Source organism: Paraflavitalea soli, assembly GCF_003555545.1.
Lineage (GTDB): Bacteria > Bacteroidota > Bacteroidia > Chitinophagales > Chitinophagaceae > Paraflavitalea > Paraflavitalea soli.
Genome location: NZ_CP032157.1, coordinates 7295164 through 7318844, shown reverse-complemented (window position 1 = coordinate 7318844; position 23681 = coordinate 7295164). Strand labels below are relative to the sequence as shown.

17 protein-coding genes and 1 tRNA gene are annotated in these 23681 nt (G+C 48.8%); 3 read left to right on the top strand and 15 right to left on the bottom strand.

Features of this window, described 5'->3' with window-relative positions; genetic code table 11:
* Positions 1 to 13: 13 nt before the first annotated feature.
* The 9 genes from D3H65_RS28180 to D3H65_RS28145 form a co-directional block, all read right to left on the bottom strand.
* Entirely contained in the window at positions 14 to 3655 is a 3642-nt protein-coding gene (locus D3H65_RS28180; RefSeq protein ID WP_119053496.1) for an RHS repeat domain-containing protein, read from the bottom strand.
* 6 nt (positions 3656 to 3661) lie between these two features.
* Positions 3662 to 5086, bottom strand: coding sequence for a hypothetical protein (locus tag D3H65_RS28175; RefSeq protein WP_119053495.1), 1425 nt, complete (start codon positions 5084 to 5086; stop codon positions 3662 to 3664).
* Between the two features lie 279 nt (positions 5087 to 5365).
* Positions 5366 to 5626 carry a SemiSWEET family sugar transporter gene (locus D3H65_RS28170; protein ID WP_211345566.1) on the bottom strand — a complete coding sequence of 87 codons (261 nt, stop codon included), beginning with the start codon at positions 5624 to 5626 and terminating at the stop codon, positions 5366 to 5368.
* Positions 5627 to 5642: 16 nt separating this feature from the next.
* A complete protein-coding gene (locus tag D3H65_RS28165) occupies positions 5643 to 5840 on the bottom strand; it encodes a KTSC domain-containing protein (protein ID WP_119053494.1) in 198 nt (65 codons plus the stop codon).
* Between the two features lie 13 nt (positions 5841 to 5853).
* On the bottom strand, positions 5854 to 6036 hold the full coding sequence (locus D3H65_RS28160) for a DUF3606 domain-containing protein (RefSeq protein WP_119053493.1): 183 nt from the start codon (positions 6034 to 6036) through the stop codon (positions 5854 to 5856).
* A gap of 84 nt (positions 6037 to 6120) precedes the next feature.
* Positions 6121 to 6558, bottom strand: a complete 438-nt coding sequence (locus tag D3H65_RS28155) for a response regulator (protein ID WP_119053492.1) — start codon at positions 6556 to 6558, stop codon at positions 6121 to 6123.
* A 19-nt stretch (positions 6559 to 6577) separates the two neighbouring features.
* Complete coding sequence (locus D3H65_RS28150) at positions 6578 to 6820, bottom strand: hypothetical protein (RefSeq protein ID WP_119053491.1); 243 nt, start codon at positions 6818 to 6820, stop codon at positions 6578 to 6580.
* 33 nt (positions 6821 to 6853) lie between these two features.
* Entirely contained in the window at positions 6854 to 7015 is a 162-nt protein-coding gene (locus tag D3H65_RS33090) for a hypothetical protein (RefSeq protein ID WP_162915850.1), read from the bottom strand.
* A gap of 141 nt (positions 7016 to 7156) precedes the next feature.
* Positions 7157 to 9568, bottom strand: a complete 2412-nt coding sequence (locus D3H65_RS28145; protein WP_119053490.1) for a TonB-dependent receptor domain-containing protein — start codon at positions 9566 to 9568, stop codon at positions 7157 to 7159.
* 573 nt (positions 9569 to 10141) lie between these two features.
* Between D3H65_RS28145 and D3H65_RS28135 the strand changes: the two genes are divergently transcribed.
* Positions 10142 to 12061, top strand: a complete 1920-nt coding sequence (locus D3H65_RS28135) for a TonB-dependent receptor plug domain-containing protein (protein WP_119053488.1) — start codon at positions 10142 to 10144, stop codon at positions 12059 to 12061.
* A 484-nt stretch (positions 12062 to 12545) separates the two neighbouring features.
* Here D3H65_RS28135 and D3H65_RS28130 read toward each other — a convergent pair whose 3' ends face one another.
* The 6 genes from D3H65_RS28130 to D3H65_RS28105 form a co-directional block, all read right to left on the bottom strand.
* Positions 12546 to 13220, bottom strand: a complete 675-nt coding sequence (locus tag D3H65_RS28130; protein WP_119053487.1) for a class I SAM-dependent methyltransferase — start codon at positions 13218 to 13220, stop codon at positions 12546 to 12548.
* 150 nt (positions 13221 to 13370) lie between these two features.
* Positions 13371 to 15359 carry an FAD-dependent oxidoreductase gene (locus tag D3H65_RS28125; RefSeq protein ID WP_119053486.1) on the bottom strand — a complete coding sequence of 663 codons (1989 nt, stop codon included), beginning with the start codon at positions 15357 to 15359 and terminating at the stop codon, positions 13371 to 13373.
* A 126-nt stretch (positions 15360 to 15485) separates the two neighbouring features.
* Positions 15486 to 16940, bottom strand: a complete 1455-nt coding sequence (locus D3H65_RS28120) for a RagB/SusD family nutrient uptake outer membrane protein (RefSeq protein WP_119053485.1) — start codon at positions 16938 to 16940, stop codon at positions 15486 to 15488.
* Positions 16941 to 16971: 31 nt separating this feature from the next.
* Positions 16972 to 20277: a SusC/RagA family TonB-linked outer membrane protein gene (locus D3H65_RS28115; RefSeq protein WP_211345565.1), complete on the bottom strand. Its 3306-nt coding sequence runs from the start codon at positions 20275 to 20277 to the stop codon at positions 16972 to 16974.
* Between the two features lie 167 nt (positions 20278 to 20444).
* Positions 20445 to 21470: a FecR family protein gene (locus D3H65_RS28110; protein ID WP_119053484.1), complete on the bottom strand. Its 1026-nt coding sequence runs from the start codon at positions 21468 to 21470 to the stop codon at positions 20445 to 20447.
* Between the two features lie 125 nt (positions 21471 to 21595).
* Positions 21596 to 22177 carry an RNA polymerase sigma factor gene (locus D3H65_RS28105; protein WP_162915849.1) on the bottom strand — a complete coding sequence of 194 codons (582 nt, stop codon included), beginning with the start codon at positions 22175 to 22177 and terminating at the stop codon, positions 21596 to 21598.
* 480 nt (positions 22178 to 22657) lie between these two features.
* Between D3H65_RS28105 and D3H65_RS28100 the strand changes: the two genes are divergently transcribed.
* Positions 22658 to 22731 (top strand) — tRNA-Ala (locus D3H65_RS28100).
* 86 nt (positions 22732 to 22817) lie between these two features.
* Complete coding sequence (locus tag D3H65_RS28095; RefSeq protein WP_119053482.1) at positions 22818 to 23666, top strand: helix-turn-helix domain-containing protein; 849 nt, start codon at positions 22818 to 22820, stop codon at positions 23664 to 23666.
* Positions 23667 to 23681 lie beyond the last annotated feature (15 nt).

Sequence of the window (23681 nt, the reverse complement as noted above, 5' to 3'; positions counted from 1 at the left end):
GTTTTGAAGTGGATCAATTGGTGGGCATCCGGAACTTGTATTCGTATTGCTCCAGTATTTTGCCGTTGTCATCGCGTACCCTGGCCAGCCGGCCGATCTTGTCGTACTCAAACCGGATACGCATATAGCGGGCGTCTGTCTTCTCCGTCATGCGGTTACCCACATACGTCACCGTGGAAAAATGTGTAAGGTCACCTGTATAGTTGGCTCCCATCCGTAGTTCGTCTATCTGGTTGCCATTGGTATTGATCACAAGCTGAATGCCTGCATTGCCGTAGCTGTATTGCCATATCTTCCAGCCGTCTTTTTGCCCAAGCAGCGTAGGCGTGACAGTAGTAAGGGGAATATAAGTGCCGCTGCCCTGATCATAGCGTTCCAGCGTAGGCGTGGCCCCACTGGCCCGGGCGGCCAGCAGAATGCGACCTGTAATGTAAGTGCCGTTATACCTTACCCTGCCCACAAACGAGTTTTTACCCGTAAAGGCCACCGTTGTGTCGCGGTTGCCTATCAATATCCAGGAGGGATTATCGGGAATGATCTGTACAGTCCCATAATCGTAAGCAGCCCTTACGCTGAGCGTTTCAAAACTGGTAAAAGCCGGGTTCCAGAAAGAGCCCGTACTTACGCTTTGCAGGCCAAGCGTTTTAAGTCCCCGGTAGCCCATATACACCCAGGTCTTTTGACCATCTGACGTATGCGCTTCCAATACATTAAAGAGCGAATCATATTTCTTTACATGTTTATCGAGCCGGTAGCGGGCGTCTTTGGTCCAGGCGGAAGTGGTCGGATAACTGTAGGTCACCGGTACCGTGTTCGTCATGGCAGTATACAGGAAGGGGCTTTCCACCTGTAAGCTGTACGTATTCATCGGCACAGACGCGTTGCCGGAACTAAAGGGATTGAGTGCAAACTCACTCAACAAAGCCCCCCTTACTTTTAAGGGCCCGGTAGCCGAATCTTTAAACAGGTTTATTTTTTCTATAGGGGTTGTTAACCAATAAGCACTCACCAACCTGTCGGTGACAAAGGTTGACGGATAGTCCGCAGGATATTTGATTACCTGCTGGGCAACCTTACCATTACTGTTCATGTTTTTTAACGTTGTCGCCTGCCAGTGCGAAGGGCTGTTGTATTCCATTTCCTGCACCGTAGTAATGGATTGCGCCCCATTGTCCTGGTACAGTTTGTTGGTCACCCGGGCGGGCAAATATCCATACGTGTATTCCTTGTATTGATCCGAAAAAATATAACTCACCGGTATTACTTCCCAGGCCGATACACTGCCGTTGCCATTATTAGCATCCATGATGTTGAGCGTCCAGGCATCCAGGAAAGTTTTGGCTGGCCCGCCACTGTAGGCAGGCACAATGGTGTATTCCGTTTCTGTGCTTTGGATCAGCTTACCCGTCCTGGTATATTGGCCTTCAAAGCTGATCCTGCCTCTTTCCAGCGCGCGGGAAGAATACCGCCGGTAAGGGGAGGCAAAGGGATTTATGCTGGATACCAGGCTGTCATCCGCATGCCCGTTGTCATGGTTGGTAAAGCGCCTTACCGTATAGGCTGAGTCCTGCCGCACTTCCACCACGGTACTATAGCCCACATGGTAATCATCCAGCAGCGCATTCATGGGTTGATTGGAAGATATTTTAAACTTCAGGTTTTGCAGGCAGGTAGGGAAGGGCGCATAAAACTGTCCGATCACATCCTGCCAGTGGTATACATAACTATTACTGTTGCGTACTCCGCTGGAAGGCAGTGCGGCGTTTTGCAGGAAGGTCAATGCAGGGTTGTAATCCGATACATAAAAATAACGTGTCGTATTGCCTTGCCCGGTCACTGTATCGACTGTCCTGATGCTGGCAATCCGCAAACCGCCCGTGGTAAAGTTGGCAGCAAGACTGTCCACTCCCAGCATCCTTTCCATTTTTACTTTCTTGCGATAGTTATTTTGTTCATAGGTAAATTCCCGATAGCCTCCTGTGGGATAGATCACCTTTTTTAAAACCCCTGCCAGGGTATGCGTGAAAGAAGGACTGCGCAGGGTATCCAACAGGCCATTGGTCTTGCCCATTACAGAAGCGGAGGCAGTACCATTCCAAAAGCCCCAGTGGTCATTGGCCCCGGCATTATAATCCGGAAGCGTGAGGTGGTTATTGTATTCAAACAGGTACCGTTCTCCTGTGGAAACGTTGGCAGGATCAAATCGTTCTACTTTATTCAAAAACAACCGCTGGGACCAGTTCGCTAATGGTTCATACGAAAAAGCCCATTTATAATGCATACCCGTCATATCCTTCACTTCCACCGTATCCAGCTTTTTCCATTTGAAGTTTTGCACGGCATTGGCCGTTAGTAAATTACTTTCGTTGGTGTTGCTGTACGTGAAGTTGAACTCCGCCACGTCACCAAATACCCTTTTGAGGTATACCGGCGATATGATCTTGCTGGCAGTGATCTGGCCGGGTATGGGTGCTACGGAACTGGCATTGCCGCATCCCGGGCTCTGACTGTTCTGCTGCACATCCAGTGTCATTTCACTGTTGTAAATAGTGCGGATATATTCATCGCGCTGGTAGTCGAGGTACAGCAAGCGCCCATCGGGAAATCGTACAGTCGTCAGATACCAGGCATTGGCTATCCAGAAGTCAGTGTAGTTCTGCTGCCCAAAGCCTGCCGTTCCCAGCTTATAGTTTTCGCCGATGGAAAATTCGATAGCATCCTGACCAGGTTCATAATTGCCAAAGGTAAACAGCGTTCCGTCCTCTGCCTGCAGGGTAAATCCCGCCAGCGTTTTGGGATAGTAGTTGCTGGAGCTATAGGGCGACATACCCAGCAGCCATTGCGGACAGGTAGCACCTGCCTGCGGATCGGCATTGGGCTGTAGCAAGGTAGCTGGTATAGGAATCTCAGGAGCCACCCGTTGCACCCTGAATTTCTTATCCGATACGACTACAATATCATTGCTGTCCTTGAAGTAAAATTTACCCGAATAGCCAAATACGTTGAAGGAGAATTCGTCCCGCTGTACATCCCTGGTGCCCGGGTAGTAGGGGTCCACTTCATTGACCAGCAAACTAAAATTATACCACCTGTCTGTGGTCACACAACTGGCTCCCATATAACTGCCCCGGTAAGGTAAAGGCCAGGGATATTTAACGAACTCGTGCGGAAGCCCCGCCTGAAACTTCTTATCCACCCAGTGACCCGCTCCGTTCATTAAAAAATTCAGTCCATAAGTATAAGGGGTACTCACGTCTCTTTTGAGCCAGCCCAGGTTATAGGTGGTCGATTGGCCGGGGATCACCTGGTTGAACATCGTATAGGCATATTCATCCGGCAGCCCATTCACCTGCCGGGTGATGGCGCCGCCTACTTGCAGCGACCAGCCCGTTCCCACCCACGATGCATGCTGATCGGGTTTGAATCCGCTGGCATTATAACTCAGGCCCATATTTACGGTGGTAGTCTTGTACGTGGTTTGACTCAGCGGTATCTGCAACGTAGGCAGTCCTGTAAAATGATATACAGGCACCTTCTTTACCTGGTCAAATGCAAAGGCATTGGGAGAGGGCGGCGCCTGGGGTGATTCAGGCACCTGAGAAAAGCCGCGTACTGCAATGAGCAGTACCCAAAAGGGTAACGAACGAAATGGCATATGGTATTATTTAAAATTGTAGCCGATGCGAAAAATAAACCGCTGCGTCCCATCGCGGTCCTTTGCCAGCAGATCATACAGCAATTGTAGCTGTGTCTTTGTAAGCAGCTTGTGCCGCAGCGCAATCACCTTGCTGATGCCCACCAGCCCGCTTTTTTGCCAGTCGTTCATACCAGGCAGGTCGCGGAAGTTGCCGAAGGGCTTTTGATAGTTGTATTCAAGACCTCCCGTAGCATGGAAGCTGCCTTTTATCTTATAGCTTAAAAAACTGCGCAACCCAAATCCCTGGTGTGAGAGCGCAATATGCCGTATGTCTTTTCCCCAACCGGCTTTATAGCTGCCGCCCAACCCAACAAGGCTTTTATCGTTGAGCCGGTAGCCAACCGACAAACCAATATCCGTAGTCGTAGGAAACCAGGCATTGGCCCGCGTACTTTGAAAGTTGGTGCCCAGTTCCAGCCGCTGCAAAACGCTCCTGGTCTTTTGGCGGTTGGGCACATGTTCATCCAGATCATTCAATGTCTTGTCTTTTTTAAATGCCGCCAGCTTATCCTTTATCGTTTGCAACTGACTATAGGCCGAACCCATCTGTTGTTGAAAAAGCTCATTCACATTAGGGCCGCTACCCACAGTTTGCTGTAGGCTGTTCATCACCAGGCTGCGCACCTGCAATCCGCCACCGGGATTCAACAGCGGGTTGGCATCTGGTGAAGGAGGCAACAGGGCGGCCAGCGCAGAATACCTTTGAAAGAATTGCTTAAAAATGGGTTGGGCCGAAAGAGCACTCAATAGTTTGCTGACCAGTTTATCCGGCTGGTTCAGATAGCTGCGGTACCGGGCTACCGTGATCTTGTAATAAGTAAGTTCCTGGCGGAATTTCCGGAGCTCTTTCAACAGGCCAAAAGATCGTAATTGCGTTTGTAGTAGTTCACTTCTCCCTGCAAGCAGCGCTTGTAGCGCGGAGGTTTGACTGACCTGTTGCTGAAACCCTGCCATACCAGCTTGTAATTGGCCTGCCAGGGCAGTGTTGCCTGACAACAGATGGTCCTGCAAAAAACGGAGCGCCACATTTACTGAATCCAGGTTGGGAACATATTGTTGTCGCAGGGCATGGATAGGCGGTGCATCGGTCGTCAATTGTTGACCATACAGGTAGTATCGTTCTTCAATATCGGAGAATAGTTGCCTCGCTGCGGCTGTATCTTTTTTGTAGAGTCGTTTATAAAGCCGTTGTTCCTTAGTTTTTAAGCGTTGGAGGTATTGCAAACTTTTGTCGCGCAACTGGCGGTCTGCCCGGGCGGTTCTTTCATACAACCCGCTCATCATACGCGTGGGGTTCACGGGTAGCATGCCAGTGGTTATGTCGGATTGGGCCATAAGCCTTCCGCTATGCATACTCATAATAAGCAGGCATACAAATAATGCTCTCATAAGCTGGTGTTATGTGAAATGTAAATACAAGAAAGTCCTGACCATTGCCGCTAAGGCAATACCCGATTTGGTTGGAAAATGATGCTAAAAGAAACTAATGATTATGGTGGGAATGAAAGAGCAAGATTATAAACTATTTCCCGAACTGCAAACTTTACGAGGGATTATTTTAGGTCTTTTTTGACTTTATCATAAAAGCGCTGCAGGAAGTTCGTTCCATGGAAGAATGGGCTCAACACACAATAGAACTGGACTGTTGTGTATATTTTAAAGATCGTTCTACTTTTGCTTATACTTTATGCTGAGGACTGCTGTGCAGGCGTTGAGGATCATCGATACTGCATTGGAAATAATGATGATCCAGTCTTCCTTCATGATGCCGTAAATGACCCACAATACCAATCCGGCAAAAAGCACACTCAGCATAGGCAGTGAAACACTTTCGGCTTTCTTTTCCCGGGCAACCTTTATAAGCTGCGGGAATAAAGATATACCGGTACCTATACTGGCTCCTATGCCTATAAGCTGCATTGTATCCATCACTATGCTTTGCGTGTCAGGCCAGTTTTTTGAAAGTATACTTTCCTTTGATAAACTTATTGAGGTAGACGCCTTTCTCCCTGTACTGCTTCATTGCTGCATACACGGTTTCCGGCACTTGTTGGTATTCGTAAATGCTGCCTGACCTGAAGGCTATTTTCAGCAATTCCTGTACAGGATCATATTCGATATGAGCGATCACTGTAGATGGCATATTATCGGATCACTTATTTCCGTTGTAAGTAAGCAACAATATTGGCCCGCATAGGTCCTGCCGCCTGAATGGCTTTCTTAATTTCTTCATGGGTTTTGTCCGGAAATTGCCGGTGCAGGTATTCTACTTCTGAAGGATCGTTGGCATCTACGCGGATATCGTCTTGTTTACCGATGTTTTGCTTATTGTCTGACATAACATATGGTTTTATACATAAACGTCCTGCAATCCTTATACCGGTAATATCATGGGGATTGCTTACCCCAACACCATTCTGCAGTTAGTTGATCACAAACTCATGAAGGCCCTTTTGCTGGACAAGCAATTGCTTATCCAGGGAAAACAACCTGTTGAGGAGTTTGAGCATTTTATTGTAGCCTGGCTGCTTCCTTACGAAATAGGCAGCGCCTTCGTTCAGCATCATTTCGACAAGGACCATATTTTCGGAGTTGGAAAATATGATGACGGGCAGGGCACACAAAGCGGGATCGGCTTTGATCTCACGAAGACAAGTTAACCCGTCTTTTTTGGGCATATTGATATCCAGGAATAAGGCTTCCGGCATTTGGGTGGCGGAATGCAGGTACTCCATTAGTTCTACCCCATCATTGACGGTATGAAGGGAGAGTTTAAGTCCGAGGTCTTTTACAATATCCCGGAATAGCATACGGTCATCTGCATCATCATCGGCGATTATGACGTGTTGTAGTGTATTCATTTAAAAAATTTATGGTCAATCAGCTTTTTGACTGGTTGGATTGAATGATACGACCAATTATTTCCACCATTGCGGCCGGGCGCTGTTCATCTACGCTCCATTGATCATCGTGGTAAGCGAGGTTACCGAACATTGTATCGTTGAGTACTACGTGGAAGGAACATGGCTTTCCCGATTTATTTTGTATTTCAGCAGGACTTACCCATCCGTTATATTGTATTCCGTCGTATTCGAAAGCTATATTAAAAGAGGCATCGTTCATACATATCCATTTTATATCTTCCAGCGAGTCTAATTACCCCCTGAAGAGGCTTTTGAAATAACCAATGGCACTGTCTATCATGGGATACAGGCCAATGAGGTTAATGGTATAATCGCTCGATACCAGTATAAAACCTGCACAGGCACAAAAGCACCGGTAGAGTAATGAAGAAGGTATTGTATTGAGCGTATCCATACGCTTATACCTAAAAATAAAATGCCTAACCAACCAATTAGCCAAGCTGGGGCTGCCAGGAGGGGAAATTGCGTAATTTATTCCGCAAAAAATCGAAGATTGGTCATTCCGTTCTAATAAAGGTATTCATGATCTAAAAAGCTAGAACTTATAGCTGTAGCCCAGCCGGATCACCTGGGTTTCATAATAATCGGTGCTTACATACCGGAAGCCATTGCCCCTGACCTCCCGCTTTACCCGTAAGGTATTGGCGATATCGGTCGCGTTGACAAACACTTCTCCCCGGCCCTGTTGGATGGCTTTCTTAACGCCCGCATCCATAGAAAAGCGGGAGAAGGTCTTACCCTGGGGCACGAGGTCGGGCGCCTGGTATACGACGGCCAACTGGGCTTCTACTTTATTGGGCAGGTGGAACAAGGCGTTGAACTTAGCGTTGCCGGAAAAAATGTTTTCCCTGCCTGCTGTATACATATTCTCTACGGGGTATTTATTCACTACAGTAAAGGCATCGATCACATTCTCATAGCCATTCAGGTTGAGGCTGAAAGTGGCCCATTTGGCAGCATTTTGGGAAAGCATCAGTTCTACACCTGTATTATAGCTCTTGCCTGCATTCTGGAAAATATTATAGATGATGGTACTGCCTGGTACAATACTACCAATACGGATGATGGTAGCTTCCATCCGTTTGTGGTAAACGGATGAGAACAGGTAACCATTGTGCCAATTGGTTTTGTAACCCAGCTCCACGGTGTTGGTAAACTGTGGACGAAGGGCGGGGTTGCCCACTTTAATGATCTCGGCATCATCGTACTTGGGAAAGATGCGGATATCCACTTCATTGGGCCTGTCTACCCGGCGGTTGAAGAACAGGGACAGCTTATTGTTATCATCGATCTTGTAGGCCAGGCGCAGGTTGGGGAAGGGCTGCATATAATTGTATCCGTCGCTTTTGTAGACGGGGTGGTTGGGGTTTACCTCATAGTTGAGGTGCACATATTCTACGCGTAGACCAGCTTCTATTTCAAAGCGGCTGCTTTCATAGATATAGTTGCCATAGACAGCCGGTATGGTTTCGGCATAATCGGCCTGACCGCCTGCAGTAGAATCTATAGCGGAGTGCACACCCGGCTTAAACTGCATATTGACGGGTATCCACCTTCTCCTGAACTTGAGGCCGGTTTCAAAACGGCCATGCTTGAGCGGTTGCACATAATCCACATTAACGTCGGCCACATGCTCATCCGACAGTAGCTTGAAAGAATCGAGGCCGGTATAATTGGGCTGGATATTGGTGAAATTGTATTTTTCATCCTCCCGGTGGAAGGTATAGTTGAGCCCTACATTGAGGAGCCTGCCGGGCTGTTTGAATTTGTGCTGCCAGCTTGCCGTGGCGGTGGCGGTTGTTTTCAATTCATCTTCCAGGAACTGCCAGAGGCGTTCTCTTTTTACCAGGTCCTTATTGAAGAAAGGTTCATCGCCCCGGTCCAGTATCTTTTCGGTGCCGTACAGGCCGGCAACGGTGATGGTATTGTTGCTGTTTACAAACCAATCCACGCCTGTTCTCAGGGTCAGGAAATTGGTGGTCCTGTTTCTTTTTGTTTGTTGCTTCACTACTGAGCCATCGTCATAGAACCTGTCCACGAACTCATTTTTGTTCAGGGTCTTTGTGTACAGGTCATCTCCCTGGAAGAAGAGGTTCACTTTATTTTTCCGGTAGTTGAGGGAGAGGGAAGGGTTGATCTTGGGGGTTGCCTGGTATTGGGGGCGAATGGTGGGGTAGTTTTCTTTTTTGATCCAGAGTGCTCCTAATCCCCCGGTAAGACCCACTTTGCCATTGAAACCTTCTTTCTTTTCTTTTTTGTAAATGATATTGATGATGCCTGCATTACCATTCGCATCATATTTCGAAGAAGGGTTGTTGATGATCTCTATTTTTTCAATGGCCGAAGCAGGTATATTGTCGAGACCCGTCTGGCCGCCAAAGCCGGTCAAGGCGGTCTGCTTACCATCTATTAAGATCATCACTTTGTCGCTGCCCCGCAATTGTACTTTGCCATCCTGACTGGTGGTGATGCCGGGCAGGTTTTTCATGGCTTCCAGGGCTGAGCCGCCTGACTGACTGATGTTGTCGGCCAGGTTGAAGGTCTTTTTATCCATTTTGGCGGAGACGGCGTTCTGGGCAGCGGTTACGGTCACTTCATCCATTGATCTGGCTTCTGGTTTCAGCTCTATGACACCCAGGTCGAGGAAGTTGGTTAACTGCCCGATCAATACGGGCTGCGCTTTGGAGGTATACCCTACATAAGAAATAAGCAACTGGTAATTGCCGCTGGCGATATCGGGCAACTGAAACCGGCCGTCCTCACGGGAAATGGTACCTGCCACAAAAGCGCTGTCCTTCGCTGCTTTGAGGGTGATATTGACAAAAGCCAAAGCGGCTTTACTGTTTGCATCTTTCACTGATCCGGACAAGGTTACTTTAACGGATTGCGCCTGTACCAAGGTGGTGATCAATAGTAAAGAAATATATAGAAAAAACTTTTGCTGCATGGATGGTCAATTATGGGTGCATATTAAATTCCAATTTGAAAGAAAATCTAAAGTGCAAGGCCAGTATGAGAATTTGCTGTCATGCCTGGCCATCGATACAATGATACAATGGCGGAAAGGTGGTTTCCAAGTGGCGCTGTCGCATAGTGGCGTAAGGTGTCCAAAATGTCCGGTCGTGTCCGGTATAATTTGACTTACCGGCTGTTTGGCGACGTTATGAAGCGGGCAAAAACAGGGTATATAACAGTTGGCATACGGGGATAATTGGAAGGGACCAGGGCCTGATCAGGTCCTGATGCGGCGTTGATCACCGTTTGGGCAGGACTTACCCGGGGCTTAGGCAGGAATAAGGCAGGAGTTGACCACAGGTTGACCACGACTTGATCAGGGATTGATCAGGGAATGACCAGGGAAACACCAGGGAATGATCAGGGAAACATCAGTGAATCAGTAGTCCAACACACTCCATCTTCCGGCGGATATATAGCTTAGGCGCTGAAGCGCGTGAAAGGCAAATTGCCTCCGGCAATACCAGCATATGTAGCTGGTTTAAAGTTCCTACTTTTGCGCGTTATGCAAAAAAAGACCCTCCTGTTAATCATAAGCTGGAGCCTGGGTGGCCTGATGGCACAGGCCCAGGATAGCACGCTCAACCCCGTAACCGTGTCGGCTTCCTTAAGTCAGCAACGCGCTTCGGAAACGGGCCGCAACATCACGATCATCCCCGGCGATCGATTTAATAAGCTGCCGGTACATTCGCTCGACGACCTGCTGCGGTATGTACCCGGCGTAGAGATACAGGCCCGCGGCCCCATGGGCTCACAAAGTGACATTGTGTTGCGTGGCGGCACCTTCCAACAGGTGCTCGTGATCCTCGATGGCATGCGGCTCAACGATCCCAATACGGGGCACTTCAATAGTTATATACCCATCGCTCCTGCAGAGATCGAACGCATTGAAGTATTGAAAGGGGCTTCTTCGGCGATCTATGGAGCGGATGCGGTGGGCGGAGTGGTCTATATTGTCACCAAAACCTTTGCAGCGCGGATGGGGCAAAAGAGCACGAAGGTAACAGCCGGCGCCAAGGCGGGGCAATATGGCTTGTGGGGCGCAGATGCCGGGGTGGTGTACAGCAACAACAGGCTGCACCTGGCAGGTGGCGTGCTCAGGAACCAGGCGGATGGGGTGCAACAACGGGGCACTACGGGTTATTTCAACAATACCACAGCTTCTGTATCGGCCAACTACTGGCTCAGCCCATCATGGCGTATCGCTTACCGGTTTGCCTATGATACGCGGGACTTTGCGGCGCAGAATTATTATACCACTTTCCTGTCGGATACGGCGGGTGAAAAAGTAACCTCACGCTGGCACCAGGTGCATATTGGTTATGAAAAGAACAGGGCCAGCTTTTCGGTGGATGGGGCTTTCAAATCGGTAACGGACGGATATGCTTTCAACAAATTATCGGCAGCCAACAGCAGTGTATCCAAGTTGTTCCAGTGGAGATTGTTGTATGGATACCGTTTCAGCAAACACAGCAACCTGGCGGGTGGTGTTAATTTCCTGGAAAAGAAGATCGCGTCCAACGATCGTGGCCATCATAACCTTTACCAGGTATCACCTTTCGTTTCTTTAACGCAAAAGCTTTGGGAAGGATTTACGATGCGGCCTTCGCTGCAGTGGGTATACTTTGAGAACATTACTGCCGAGTTGGTGCCACAGCTTGACCTCTCGCAGCAGGCGGGCGACTGGCAATTGCGGGGCAGTGTGGGCAAAACGATCCGGGATGCGGATTTCACGGAGCGCTACAACAATTACAACAAAGCGTTGGTAACGAGTGGCCGGGTAGGCAATCCTGACCTGCGGGCTGAGCGATCGCTGAGTTATGAAGTAGGGGGCGACTGGTTCCGGAAAGAAAAACTAAAAGTATCGGCCACCTTCTTCCAGCGTTTTCACCAGCGGCTGATCGATTATAGCACGACGGCCTATGCGGATATGCCACGCAAAACCAACCTGTCTCCCACCGGCACCTATGCCCTCGCCAAAAACGTTGCGGAGGTAAATACCACGGGTTTTGAAACAGATGCACAGTATATTCACGACTTTGGCCAGGGGCACAAACTGACGGCCGGAGCAGGACTTGTATGGCTGTCGAGCAGCAGCAGTGATAGCACGCCTTCTTTTTATATCTCTTCGCATGCTAAGTTCCTCACCAACTTCTCGCTGATCTACGAATACGGCGACCTGCTGGTGAGTGTGACGGGGCTGTACAAACAACGGCAGGAACAACAGGCAGCCGCCATCAATGCGGCGCTTTCGCGGGATTATTTCCTTATGAATGCAAAAGTGCAATATGGTTTCTTCCACAACATGCTGGCGGTCTATGCGCAGGTAGACAACATGTTTGACCGGCAGTACAGCGACCTATTGGGCACGCCCATGCCGGGCAGTTGGTTCATGGGCGGGGTACAGCTTAGGTGGAAGCGGTAAATACAAGAATACAGGAGATAGAATACAGAAGAATACACGTTTGCTTCGAGGGCACAAGTACCCTGCCGCACGAGGCTGGGCTGCGAACTTGCGTCAGTTAGGGAAAGCAGTAAGGTTGGAGGCAGCTTTCCTGCGTTCAGAATGCGTACTTCACTGTACTGAAAACCAGTCAAAATACACCACCTACATCGAACTTTAAGCAATGAGAAGGTCATTTGTTTTTACACGATCGCACTAGTGATCATTTGTTCGACTATGGGCTATGCCCAGGATACAAGGCTGGCAATTGGAAAAGATGCCGGCGGATCTGGAAACGGATTATGCATTAAGCGCCTTGCCGCCATCACTAACTACTGTTTACGGGGCCTGCCAGCAATATTGTACTTTTTGCCATTGGCGGGCTTATACTTCGAATCAAATAGGGAGCCTCCTGCGAGAAAATAATAATCATCCGAAAAGAGATTATCTGATCGACCAATGCCTGTTATTTATAGACAGATCCGATCTTTCCGAGGTTCCAGGTGGAAGCAGTGAGCATCAGCAGACTGACCGGCGTGTGTTGCTGCAAATGAGTAACGGGTATTTCATATTGGCTGCTGCAAAAAGGGAGCAGTCTTTCGATAAAAGGTTTGGACATCAGCCGCTGGGGAGTAGTTAATAAAATGAGGGCGCCTTGTTGAATAAATCGTTGCAATACCAGGTATAGCTGGTCAAACTGGCCAGGATCATAATTGATATCACTCAGCAGCAATACATCAGCAGTAAGATCATGGGGCAGGTAGTTCCAATCGATCACAGCACAGGTAATATTAGAGAGCTGTAAATGCCGGGCTGATCTATCCATCGTAGTAACGGACTCCTGCAGATAGTCGGTACAATAAACTGATTGGGCATAGCTGGCAGCTATCATCGAAGGCAATCCCAGTCCGGCAGCCAGCTCCAGCACTTTTTTATCCTGTACTATTTCCGGATGTGCATGGATAAAGTCGGCCATGGCCAGGCCGGCAGGCCATAATTTGGTCCAGTGGGGAAAGGGGGTATCCGCCTGTTCTTCTTTCTGCCGGAGATAGTTATCCTGCACTTCCTGTGGGTCTGGTACAAACAGGTCGATGCTATAAGCAGGTCTTTCCAGGTGTTGTAAGCGAAGCGATACTGACATGAGCTATTGGGTAAGCCTGTAAAGTAAATACTTTCTAAAGAAAAGGACTGCATCCAGCAGTCCCTTTCTGTTATAGCGTTATTGTTTGATCAATCGCAGTGGATTGTCGGGTAGCTTCGACAAGCTCAGCCTGATAAGTGACAGGTTACTTTAACGGGGAATCAGGAGCACTGCATCGGCTACTACTGTTCCGCCGGGGCCATCGGCAGCAATCTCTACATATGACTTTTTACCGGCAGGCAACTGGTAAGACCCAATGCTTACCCACTCGCCGGAGGTTTGACCTGCTACCTGAATGGAAGCAGGATGAACAGACGCAGGGTTCTTCTTGTTGCCATCAAATACCTGGAGCACTATTTCTTTGGCCATATTGGCAGTTTTGGGCAGGTACACATATACATCATACTTACCGCCGCGGGTAATAACAGGTGTAAAAGTGACGGATCTCTTTTCTTTGTCTGATTGTTGTGCCAGCAGGTGTGATGGTCCATAACCTCCTTTCTGTGATGTCCATTGGCCTGTTGTCCGCACCTTTTCCTTGTCGTCGTTATCAACAATGATCTCTGGTATTGATCCATTGGCCAGGGGATTGTTTTTTATTGCCGCCTGCAGTTTGGCAATGTTCACTTCCTGCACAGGTTTCTTTGCATCAATGGCCATGGCAGCGGCTACGGCAGCAGACTGGCCCAGCACCATGAATACCGGCTCCATGCGAATAGAGCCATAAGCAATGTGTGTAGCGGACAAACAAACGGGCACCAGTAGATTCTTACAATCCTCCGTTTTAGGAATGATACAACGGTAAGCAATGGGATAAGGTCCAAAACCGCCTATCTGCACATCTCCTTCATTCTTCACCATGCCATTAACGACCAGGCGCTGGCAATTGTGTGAGTCCATGGTATAGGCGGCCATACCGACGCCATCCTTCACTACTTCCTTCCCTTCGCAATTGGCCTGGGTCATTACATACTGGCCTACCATACGGCGTGCTTCGCGCACATACATTTGTGGGGACCAATTGCCGGACTCTGTGTACTCATCTTTAGGATAGCCCCATTTCAACATCAGGTTGCGCAGGTGTTCGGGCATGCGGGGGTCATGGCCAATGAAGTACAACAACCCTTTGATGTAATCGGTATGCTGATCGGTGATCTTTTTACGCGTAGCATAATCTGCTTCGGGATAATCATAGTTCATACCGATCATGTCGGTAGAGAAAGCGTTGTTGTTGTTGATATCTGTTTTTTGATTGGGCATAAGGTCGAACTTGAGGAAACCCCAGAGATCACCCACGGGCTTCTTTGCCAACAGGCGTAATAACAACTCATACCTGGCAGGATCGTAGTTGTCGGGCTGGGTGATGGGGATGAGGTTGCCGGGATTGCTGGTCAGGCATATACGGAAATTGTAGGCCTGTACTTTTTTATCGCCCTGCCCCTGTGGATCGAGGGTGGCATTGCTGACGCCCCATATCAATCCGCTCTCTGGTTTACCGGGCACCTTGTATGGATCGATGCCATCGGGAAACTGGTGTTTCTCCCTTAGCTGTACGCCATTGTAGGTTTCGTTGTACTGGCTATTGGCCTCACGGCCTACGGTATAGCTTACGCCTGCTTTTGCCAGGAGGTCGCCCTCATAAGAACAATCGATGAACATTTTGGCTTTTATCTTCCTGGCAGTTTGGGGCTTGGGCGACAAGGGATCATTGACTTCTATTTCGCGAATATATCCCTGCTCTTTTTTCACCTCAAAGAGGGCAGCATTGTAGAGTACCTCTACATTGGCAGCTTTGATATACCAGGCAAATGTTTGTTCGGCCACGCTGGGTTCAAATATCCAGGATTCAAACTTGCCGTAATGGCGGCCGATTCGCCGGTAGAAATCGAGGGCCAGGCCGGTAACGGCATATTTGTTGCCGATATCAGTGTAGCCCAGCCCACCGGAACTTAAACCACCGAGACGTTTGCCGGGTTCGATGAGGAGGACCGATTTACCAGATTTTTTGGCGGTATAAGCTGCGATCACGCCAGCGGAGGAGCCACCATAGATGCAGATGTCGACGGACTGTGTGGTTTGTGCAGCGGCGCCAAGGGCGATGCAGCTGCAAATGATGGTTGTAATTTTTTTGATCAGCATACGTGTTCTTTGAATGTTCGTGCTCGTTAGATCGGGTGAGCCGCCCTATGAGGGCGACCCACCCTTTGACTTCTTTAGCCGGCTTCGACAAGCTCGTCCCGCTGGGCGGGATAAACTCTGACAATATCAATACCCAGGGTTTTGGTCTTTCTGGGGATCAATGGCTTTATTATAGTTTGTTTCGATGTTGGGTATGGGCCAGAGGAGGTGTTTGTCGGCTACTGTTTTTCCTTTGGCAGCAAGTATCACTTGTTTTACGATGCCGAGGCGCTTCAGATCGAGCCATCTTTTTCCTTCATAACAGGTCTCATACATACGCTCCCGCACTACGAGGTCGAGGAAGGATTGCATGGTATTGTAATCGGCCAGTTTAAAGTCGATGGACGGATTGGCCACCAGGGGGTTGACACCATAAGCGCGACGATGGACCATGTTCAGTTTTTCCATCGCATCGGCGGTAGGCCCGTTATTGGCCCTATTGGCTGCTTCTGCATAGAACAAGAGCAGGTCGGCATACCGATACATCGGGTAATCGTTGCCGGCATTGCTGGCGCTGGCGGCTTTGGTGTCCCTGAACTTACGGTTCAAAATAGTATTGGCACCCAGGCCGAATGTCTTGGGATACCAGTTGTAAATATAGCGCAGATCATTCCTGTCCCAGTTTTTCATGATGGGAATGGCTTCTGCATCGCTGTAATTGGTATAGAACCCACCGGGCGGGAAATAACCTGAGCCAGGGTAGTGGGCATACATGACATAATGAAATCCCTGGTTGGAGCCGAGGCGGGAGAACTTGAGGTAAAAGATCTCTTCGGAAGTAGTCACCACTTCGGCACCAAAGACCCTTTCAAAGTCATCGGCTACAGTGATGTTTACGAGTGAATATTTTCCGGCGTTGATGACCTCATTGGCTTTGTCCCTGGCTTCGGTCCACTTATTCAGGTTCATGTATACATCGGCCAGTACGGTTTTGGCAGCCCATTTGGAAGGCGCTCCTACGAGCCTGGGTACATCGGGCAGGTTGGCCTCTGCTTCCAGCAGATCGGCTACGATGAGGGCATATACTTCGGCAGCGGTATTGCGTTTCACCTCCACTTCCAACATATTCGCTTCTGTACGGATGGGAACGCCTCCCCAGTTGCGCACCATATGGAAATAGTTGAGGGCGCGCAGGAATTTTGCTTCTGCTACAAATTTCGCAACATCGGCGGGCGATATTTGTTTTCCTTCGGGTGTTCTTTTGATAATGATGTTGGCATTGCGGATGGACTGGTAGAAATTGCGCCACATATCGCCTACGCGGGTCACGTTGGTATTATCGAGCCCGGCATAATCATTCAGGGGCGCATGGCTGCCGCGGCCATACATATAGTCTGCATAACATTCGAGCTGTATGGTGTACAGACCGGCAATGCTACTTACACTACGCCATGGACTATAGATGGCATTAACGCCGGCGGCCACTTCGGCGGGAGTATTGTAAAAAGTTTCTTCTGCTATGGAATAGGGATCTTCCTGGAGGTCCTTTGAACAGGAGCCCAGCAAGGCAATTATTGTTATGAATAGAAAAAAGCGTTTCATATAAGGAGTTGTAATCGTTTAGTTAATAGGATCAGAATGAACAACGCACACCAAAGGTGATGGATTTGGCTGTCGGATAAGAAAAGTAATCTACCCCCTGGGTAAAGGAGTTGGCCCCGCCGAATACATTCATCTCCGGATCGTACCAGGAGTAACTGGTAATGGTGATCATATTCTGGGCGCTTACATAGAACTGGGCATTCCTCAGCCATTTGGCGCGGATGCTGCTACCACTGAGGTTATAGGCAAGTTGTATGTTTTTGAACCGCAGGTAAGAACCATCTTCCACAAACCGGCTGCTCATATTGCCGGGCAGGTTGCGGGTGATCTTAGGATATTTAGCTTGGGTGTTGGTGGGTGTCCAATGATCGGTAAACACTTCGGCAGGCAGGTTGAGTCCCATACCCAGATCGAGTGTGGCAGCCTTATTGAGGTTGACCAGATCATTGCCCTGTGATCCCTGGATAAAGAGGGACAACTCAAATCCTTTCCAGGAAAGATTGGAGTTGAAGCCATAAATAAAATCGGGATTGGGATTGCCGATATAAGTCTTATCGCCGGCACTTACGCCACCGCTTTTGTCGATGTCCTCAAAAACAGGAATCCCTTTATCGTTATAACCAATTTCTTTATAGCCGTAGAAGATACCCATGGGCTGTCCTTCGCGCAGGAGGTTGACCACATCATTGATATTGCCGGTATACAAGCTGGTGCCCAGGATATCCTGTCCGCCATAAAGCTTCACTACTTTGTTGCGGCTACGGGAAAAGTTGGCGGATACATTCCATTGCAGGGGGCCTTGCAGTACTGTGGCATCTATACCGAATTCAACACCTTTATTCTCCACTTTGCCTACGTTGCGGAGTACATCGTTGTATCCCATGGAGGCGGGAAGCTGTACCCTGTTGAGGAGATCACGGGTGGTTTTCTTATAATAATCGAAGGTGAACCTGATGCGGTTTTCGAGCAAGGCGGCATCGAGACCTATATCAAACTGGTCGGTAGTTTCCCATTTGAGTTTACCGGGCAGGGTGGTGCCGGGCGCGAGTGTGTTGTACAAGGCATCACCAAAGATGGTTTTGCTGCCAAAGAGCTGGTTTAAGGTGGCATAGGGGTTGATAGAAGGATTGCCCACGGAACCGTAACTAACACGCAGTTTGAGATCATTGACAAACTTCACCGGTTCAAAGAATTTCTCATCAGACACGCGCCAGGCGAGTGCTGCTGAAGGAAAGTTGCCCCATTTTTCTGTGAATCGTGAAGAGCCATCTGCCCGAAAGCTGAGGGTGAGCAGGTATTTATCGAGCAGGGAGTAGTTGACCCTACCCAGGTAGGAAAGCATGACCCATTTTTCATAGTAAGAGCCGGGAATGCCGGGTGACTCTGCGAGGGCCAGGTTATAGGTTTGGGTTACATCGCTGATGAACCCGGTACCTTCGCCATTTTGCGTTTTATAAATATTATTCTGGTAGGTGAAACCGCCGGTTACGGTAATGCCATGCACGCCGTATTTAGCGGTCCAGGTAGCTACATTCTCGTTGAGGTAGCTGGTACGCTGGCTGTTGTTGACCCTGGCATAGCCGGTATAATTGGTAACGGTATCAATCTTTGCATAATAGTCTTCCCTGTCGGTTGAGCGTTCTACACCACCTGATATTTTGACCGTAACCCCTTTGAAAGGTTTGATGGTGAAGCCTACATTGGCGAGGATACGATCGGCATCAATTTTATCGGTTACATTGTAGATGGTTGTAAGGGGGTTGTTGATGGCGTTGGAAATGAAAGGGTACGCTGTATTGAGCCGCCTGTAGGCGCCGTTGTCTGTATAGGGGCTGAGGGTAGGCGGCGCGCTGAGCATACCTGAAATGAGGTCGGCGCCACGATTGCTGCGGCCAGAGTTCTGGCGGTTGCTGTTGATCTTCGTTAAGGCCAGGTTGGAAGTTACACTGAACATTTTACTGATCTCGTGGGTGAGGTTGGTACGCAGGGAGTAACGGTCGAAGTCGCTGTTGCGTATGATACCATCCTGCTGAAAGGCACCGGCAGAGAAAGCAAACTGTGTTTTTTCATTGCCGCCGCTCACGCTCAGGTTGGTAGAATAGATGGGGGCATTGTGCATCACTTCTTTCTGCCAATCTGTACCGGGTGTTTTGCCAAAGTCCTCTATCTGCTGGGTTGTAAAGAATGGAGCTACGCCATCATTGACAGCCTGCTCATTGTAGAACTGCGCATATTGCTGCGCATTCATGAGCTTTAATTTTTTGGTGGGCATTTGCACGGTATAGCCCGCTTCATAATCCACATAAGTGCGGCCACCTTTCTTACCCATTTTGGTCGTGATCATCACTACACCATTGGATCCCCTGGCGCCATAGATGGCCACCGCGGAGGCATCCTTGAGGATATCGATGGATTCAATATCGGCATTTTGCAAAAAGGTAGGATTGCCGTTAACAGGAAAACCATCTACCACATACAGGGGTTCATTGGTTCCATAGATGGAATTAGTTCCTCTTATGCGTACACTGATAGCACCACCGGGTGAACCATTGTTTTGCAGCACCTGTACGCCGGATGCCCTTCCCTGCAGGGCCTGCATGATATTGGTAGTAGGAAAAGTGTTCACTTCTTTTCCGCTTACCTGGGCCACAGATCCGGTGAGGTCTTTTCTCCTGACGGTACCATAGCCCACTACCACTACTTCATTGAGGTTGCGCACTTCTTCCTGTAGTTGAATAGAAAGAGAGGTTCTTTTATTAACGGATTCCTCGTGGGCTTTATAACCTATATAGCTGAATACGAGGATGGCATCTTCGGGAACATAGATGCTGAATGATCCGTCGGCAGCACTGGTAACGCCTTTATCGGTTCCCTTCTGAGCAATGGTAACACCGGCGAGGGGTTGATTTTTACTGTCGGTCACAATACCATTGACCCTGATGTCGGCATTTTTGATGGTCCTATCAAATTGCCAATTGGCAGCGGGGTTGGAATAATTTGCTGCGGTATCGCCCTGTTGTTTTTCAATGACAACGATGGTATTGTTCTTTACGGCGTATTCAAGCAGGGTATTATCGAATAACAATTCGAGCGTAGTAAGCAGGGAACGGCTACGCAGGGGCAAGGTGACCTTTTTATAGGGAGATACCTGCGATTCCACAAAAGCAAACCGGAAGTTGGTTTGTTTTTCGATCTGGGTAAATGCGCTCCTGAGTGATTCTTCGCGAAGGCCAACAGACACTTTGGTCTCTTTCAGAATTTGTGCTTTACCCGGACTGGCTACCAACAGGTTGGCGGTACAAAGCAGGGATGTAATAATGAGGCAGTTTAGTTTCATAATGAACAGCCATTTTTGTGAAACTGTGATTGGGGGATGGACACAAAAACTCCCATTCCTGGCAAGAAATCTCATACCTTTAATAAGTTTTAAATGTTACGCAATATTTAAGACCCGGCTACTCTAACTTCCACTTAGGGTAGCCATTTTTATACATAGTTGTAGTATTAATCCTTACATCCTTTTCCTTCCAGCCATATGACCTCATTGCCTTCGCTGGTCCATGTTGACCTGGTAAGCTGTCCCAACACATAGCGTATTTCCTCTAATGATTTACCGGTAAAATCGACGGTGAAGCGACAATTGCGCAAGTCATCATTGCGGAACCTAAAAGTAATATTGAAGTGCCTGCCCAGGATGGCAGCTGCGTCTTCGAACCGGATATTATCAAAGAGGAGATCATTGTTTTTCCATTGGGTAACAAGCTTCATATCTGCTTTGGCCAGGTGCGGTGTGCCGGCTTGTTTATCGATGACCAGCTGATCACCGGGTAGCAGGATGCTGAGGGATTGTTTATTGTCCTGCCGCTGTACCTGTACTTTTCCGCGCTCTACGGTAATGGCAACGAGGCTGTCTTTACTGTAGGCCCGTATATTGAAGGCGGTGCCCAATACCCTGGTGACAAAGGCGCCGGTATGCACCAGGAAAGGTTTGGCAGCATCGTGCGCTACATCGAAATAGGCTTCGCCGGTAAGGGATACTTCACGGGAAGAATCGCCAAAGGCAGCAGGATAATCGAGGTGGCTATCATGATTTAAAGTAACAATAGTGCCATCGGGCAGGCTGATGATCCGCAAGGGATTTTCTTTGGCTAATACAGAAGGCTTCGTTTTCTCCGTGGCGGTATTGCTGAAATACCACCATCCCAGGGCTATGGAGAGTAAGAGCGAAGCGGCGATGGTGATGTACATTCTTCTATTGCCTATGGGGCGTACCTTGGTGGTGTAGCCGGCTTTGGCTTCATATTTACCGATCTTTTGTTGTACCCGCTCAAATACGGTGTCGAGCTCGTCATGGCCAATGGGCCGTGCATTGTCTTCTTTTTGCCATTGCTCCTGTAATTCCTGGAGTACGAGGTCGTTCTCAGAAAGCTCTGACATGAGCTGCCAGAATTCTTCGAGGTCCTGTTTGGAGCAGGTATTGTCCAGGTATTTTTTAAAGAGGTATTTTAACCGGATGGGGTTTGAAGACATATGGCATCGTTGTTAACCATATAAGACGACAGCCGGAAGGGGGTAGTACTATTGAGGGGGAAAATAAATTTCGGCAGTCGGCAATCGGCAGTCGGCAATGCGCTTGCTTCGACAGGGTTTCGCTATTAGTTGTTTATCAGAATACCGAGGATGACGACGCCGGAGAGGTCGTGGAGCTGGAGGAAGTGACGGATGGACTTGAGGGATTCGGCGATGGTATTTCTTACGGTATTGCGGGAGAGCTGGAGGCGTTGGGCTATTTCATCGTGGGTAAGGCCTTCTACCCTGCTCATGGTAAAGACCATTTTACGCTGGGGGGATAGCTGGTCGATGGCCTGGGTAACGAGGTGCTGGTATTCGCTGTCGAGGAGTTTATAATCGGCTTCCTGCTCTCGGGTGGATTCCATTTCCTTGCGGATCAATTTGTGCATGCGGGCATCGCGGGCGGCCACTTTGAAAAAGTCGAGGGCTTTGTTGTGGGCCACTTTCTGCAGGAAAGCATCGAGGTGGCGGATGTCTTGTATAAGTTCCCTGCCGATCCAGAGTTTGACAAAAATATCGATGGCGATCTCTTCGGCTATTTCTTTTGATTTGGTAACGCGCAGGAGATAGTTGAATAGTTTGTGGTAATGCAATTCAAATAGTTGTTTGAATGCTTTTTCATTACCAGCCGACACCTCCTGCATTAAGTTTGTTTCCTCATTCATGCGTTGCAATCGTTGAAATAGGATCGATAAAAGGAAGCTGAAATTAGGAAAGATTTTCGATGAATGCCAAATTCCCGGTCTGTAGCCCTGCACAACCTGTTGAATAAGCAAAAGAGGGCCTGGACAGGGACTTGACACGGATGGTACACGGAGGATGTACGGGGCTGACTGGGAGGAGGGTCTCGACAAAGTCTCGATAAGGTCCCGATAAGGTCTCGGAAAGGTCTCGATAAGGGTCATTACCTGGCCTGGCGGCGGCTGTTTTGGGCAAAGGAAGGAGTTGAGCTGCCCAAAACATGTGAGGATTTGATAACCAACTGCTTACTATAAATCATAGCACTTTTTGTGGTTGTATGTAATTTAAGGTAAAAAGCGGGTTTTCGGGTTGAAACTCCGCTATTTTTATTTGGAGGCAAATGGCTGGGCTGTTATCTTTGCCGTCCGAAAATCAAAACCACCTGGTTTATTTCGGTAAAAGAAGGGGGATTAGCTCAGTTGGCTAGAGCGCTAGCATGGCATGTTAGAGGTCATCGGTTCGACCCCGATATCCTCCACGAAGCCGGATCAAAAGGTCCGGCTTTTTTTATTGCCCTAAACGAACAGTAAGGAGGGGGCAATCTGCAAATATGTACCTTTCGATATGCAGCACCAGGAATTTGAACCTCCTGAAGCACTACGGGACACGATCAAGTGCTTTTGGTACAACAACAGGGACTTCGGAGAAACAGTCACCAGTTTTGAAGTAGTGCCTGATGGGTACGCTGAAATTATTTTCCATTTCGGCAGTGGCTGCTACATCGCCTTCGACCAGGCTCAGGCTGACAACATTCCGCACAATGGAAAGCTGCAGGCATTGCCATCACCCTTTATGATGGGGCTGCTCAATCAGCCTGTTGTTTTTTATGCCAAAAACCGTTTGGAGATCATTGGTATCCGGTGCTTTCCCTGGACGGTGTTTGATCTGCTCGGACTACCGTCTGGCAAAGTGGGCGTACATGTATTTGAACATCCTATTACGCAGCTTCATTCCACGCTGGACAATTGGATGAAGGTGGGTAAAATAGCAGAAGCGCTGGCGCAGGTAAAGGCGTATTTCCTGGAAACCCGTTCACGAATCGCGATGGACAGTATGTTATTCAAAGCAGGGGTTGCCATGCAAAAAGCCAATGGCACGCTGCCGGTGAGCGGGGTAGCCGCCGCGGCACACGCTACAGTGCGTACACTGGAAAGGAATTTTAAAAGATCATCTGGTCATACGGTGAAAGATGTATCTGCGCTGATGCGCTTTGAACAGGTGCGAAACAGGCTATGGCACTATCCGGATACCAACCTTGCCGGCCTGGCACTGGAGCTGGGCTATACAGATCAATCTCACCTGAGCAGGGAATTCAAACGCTACAGTGGCACTACACCAGGGGCCTTTGCCCGAAAGGCCAGGAAAGGGAAGCAGGCAGTAAGCAAGGATTTTGTCGCGTTTGTACAAGCCTGACAACAGGGCATAGCA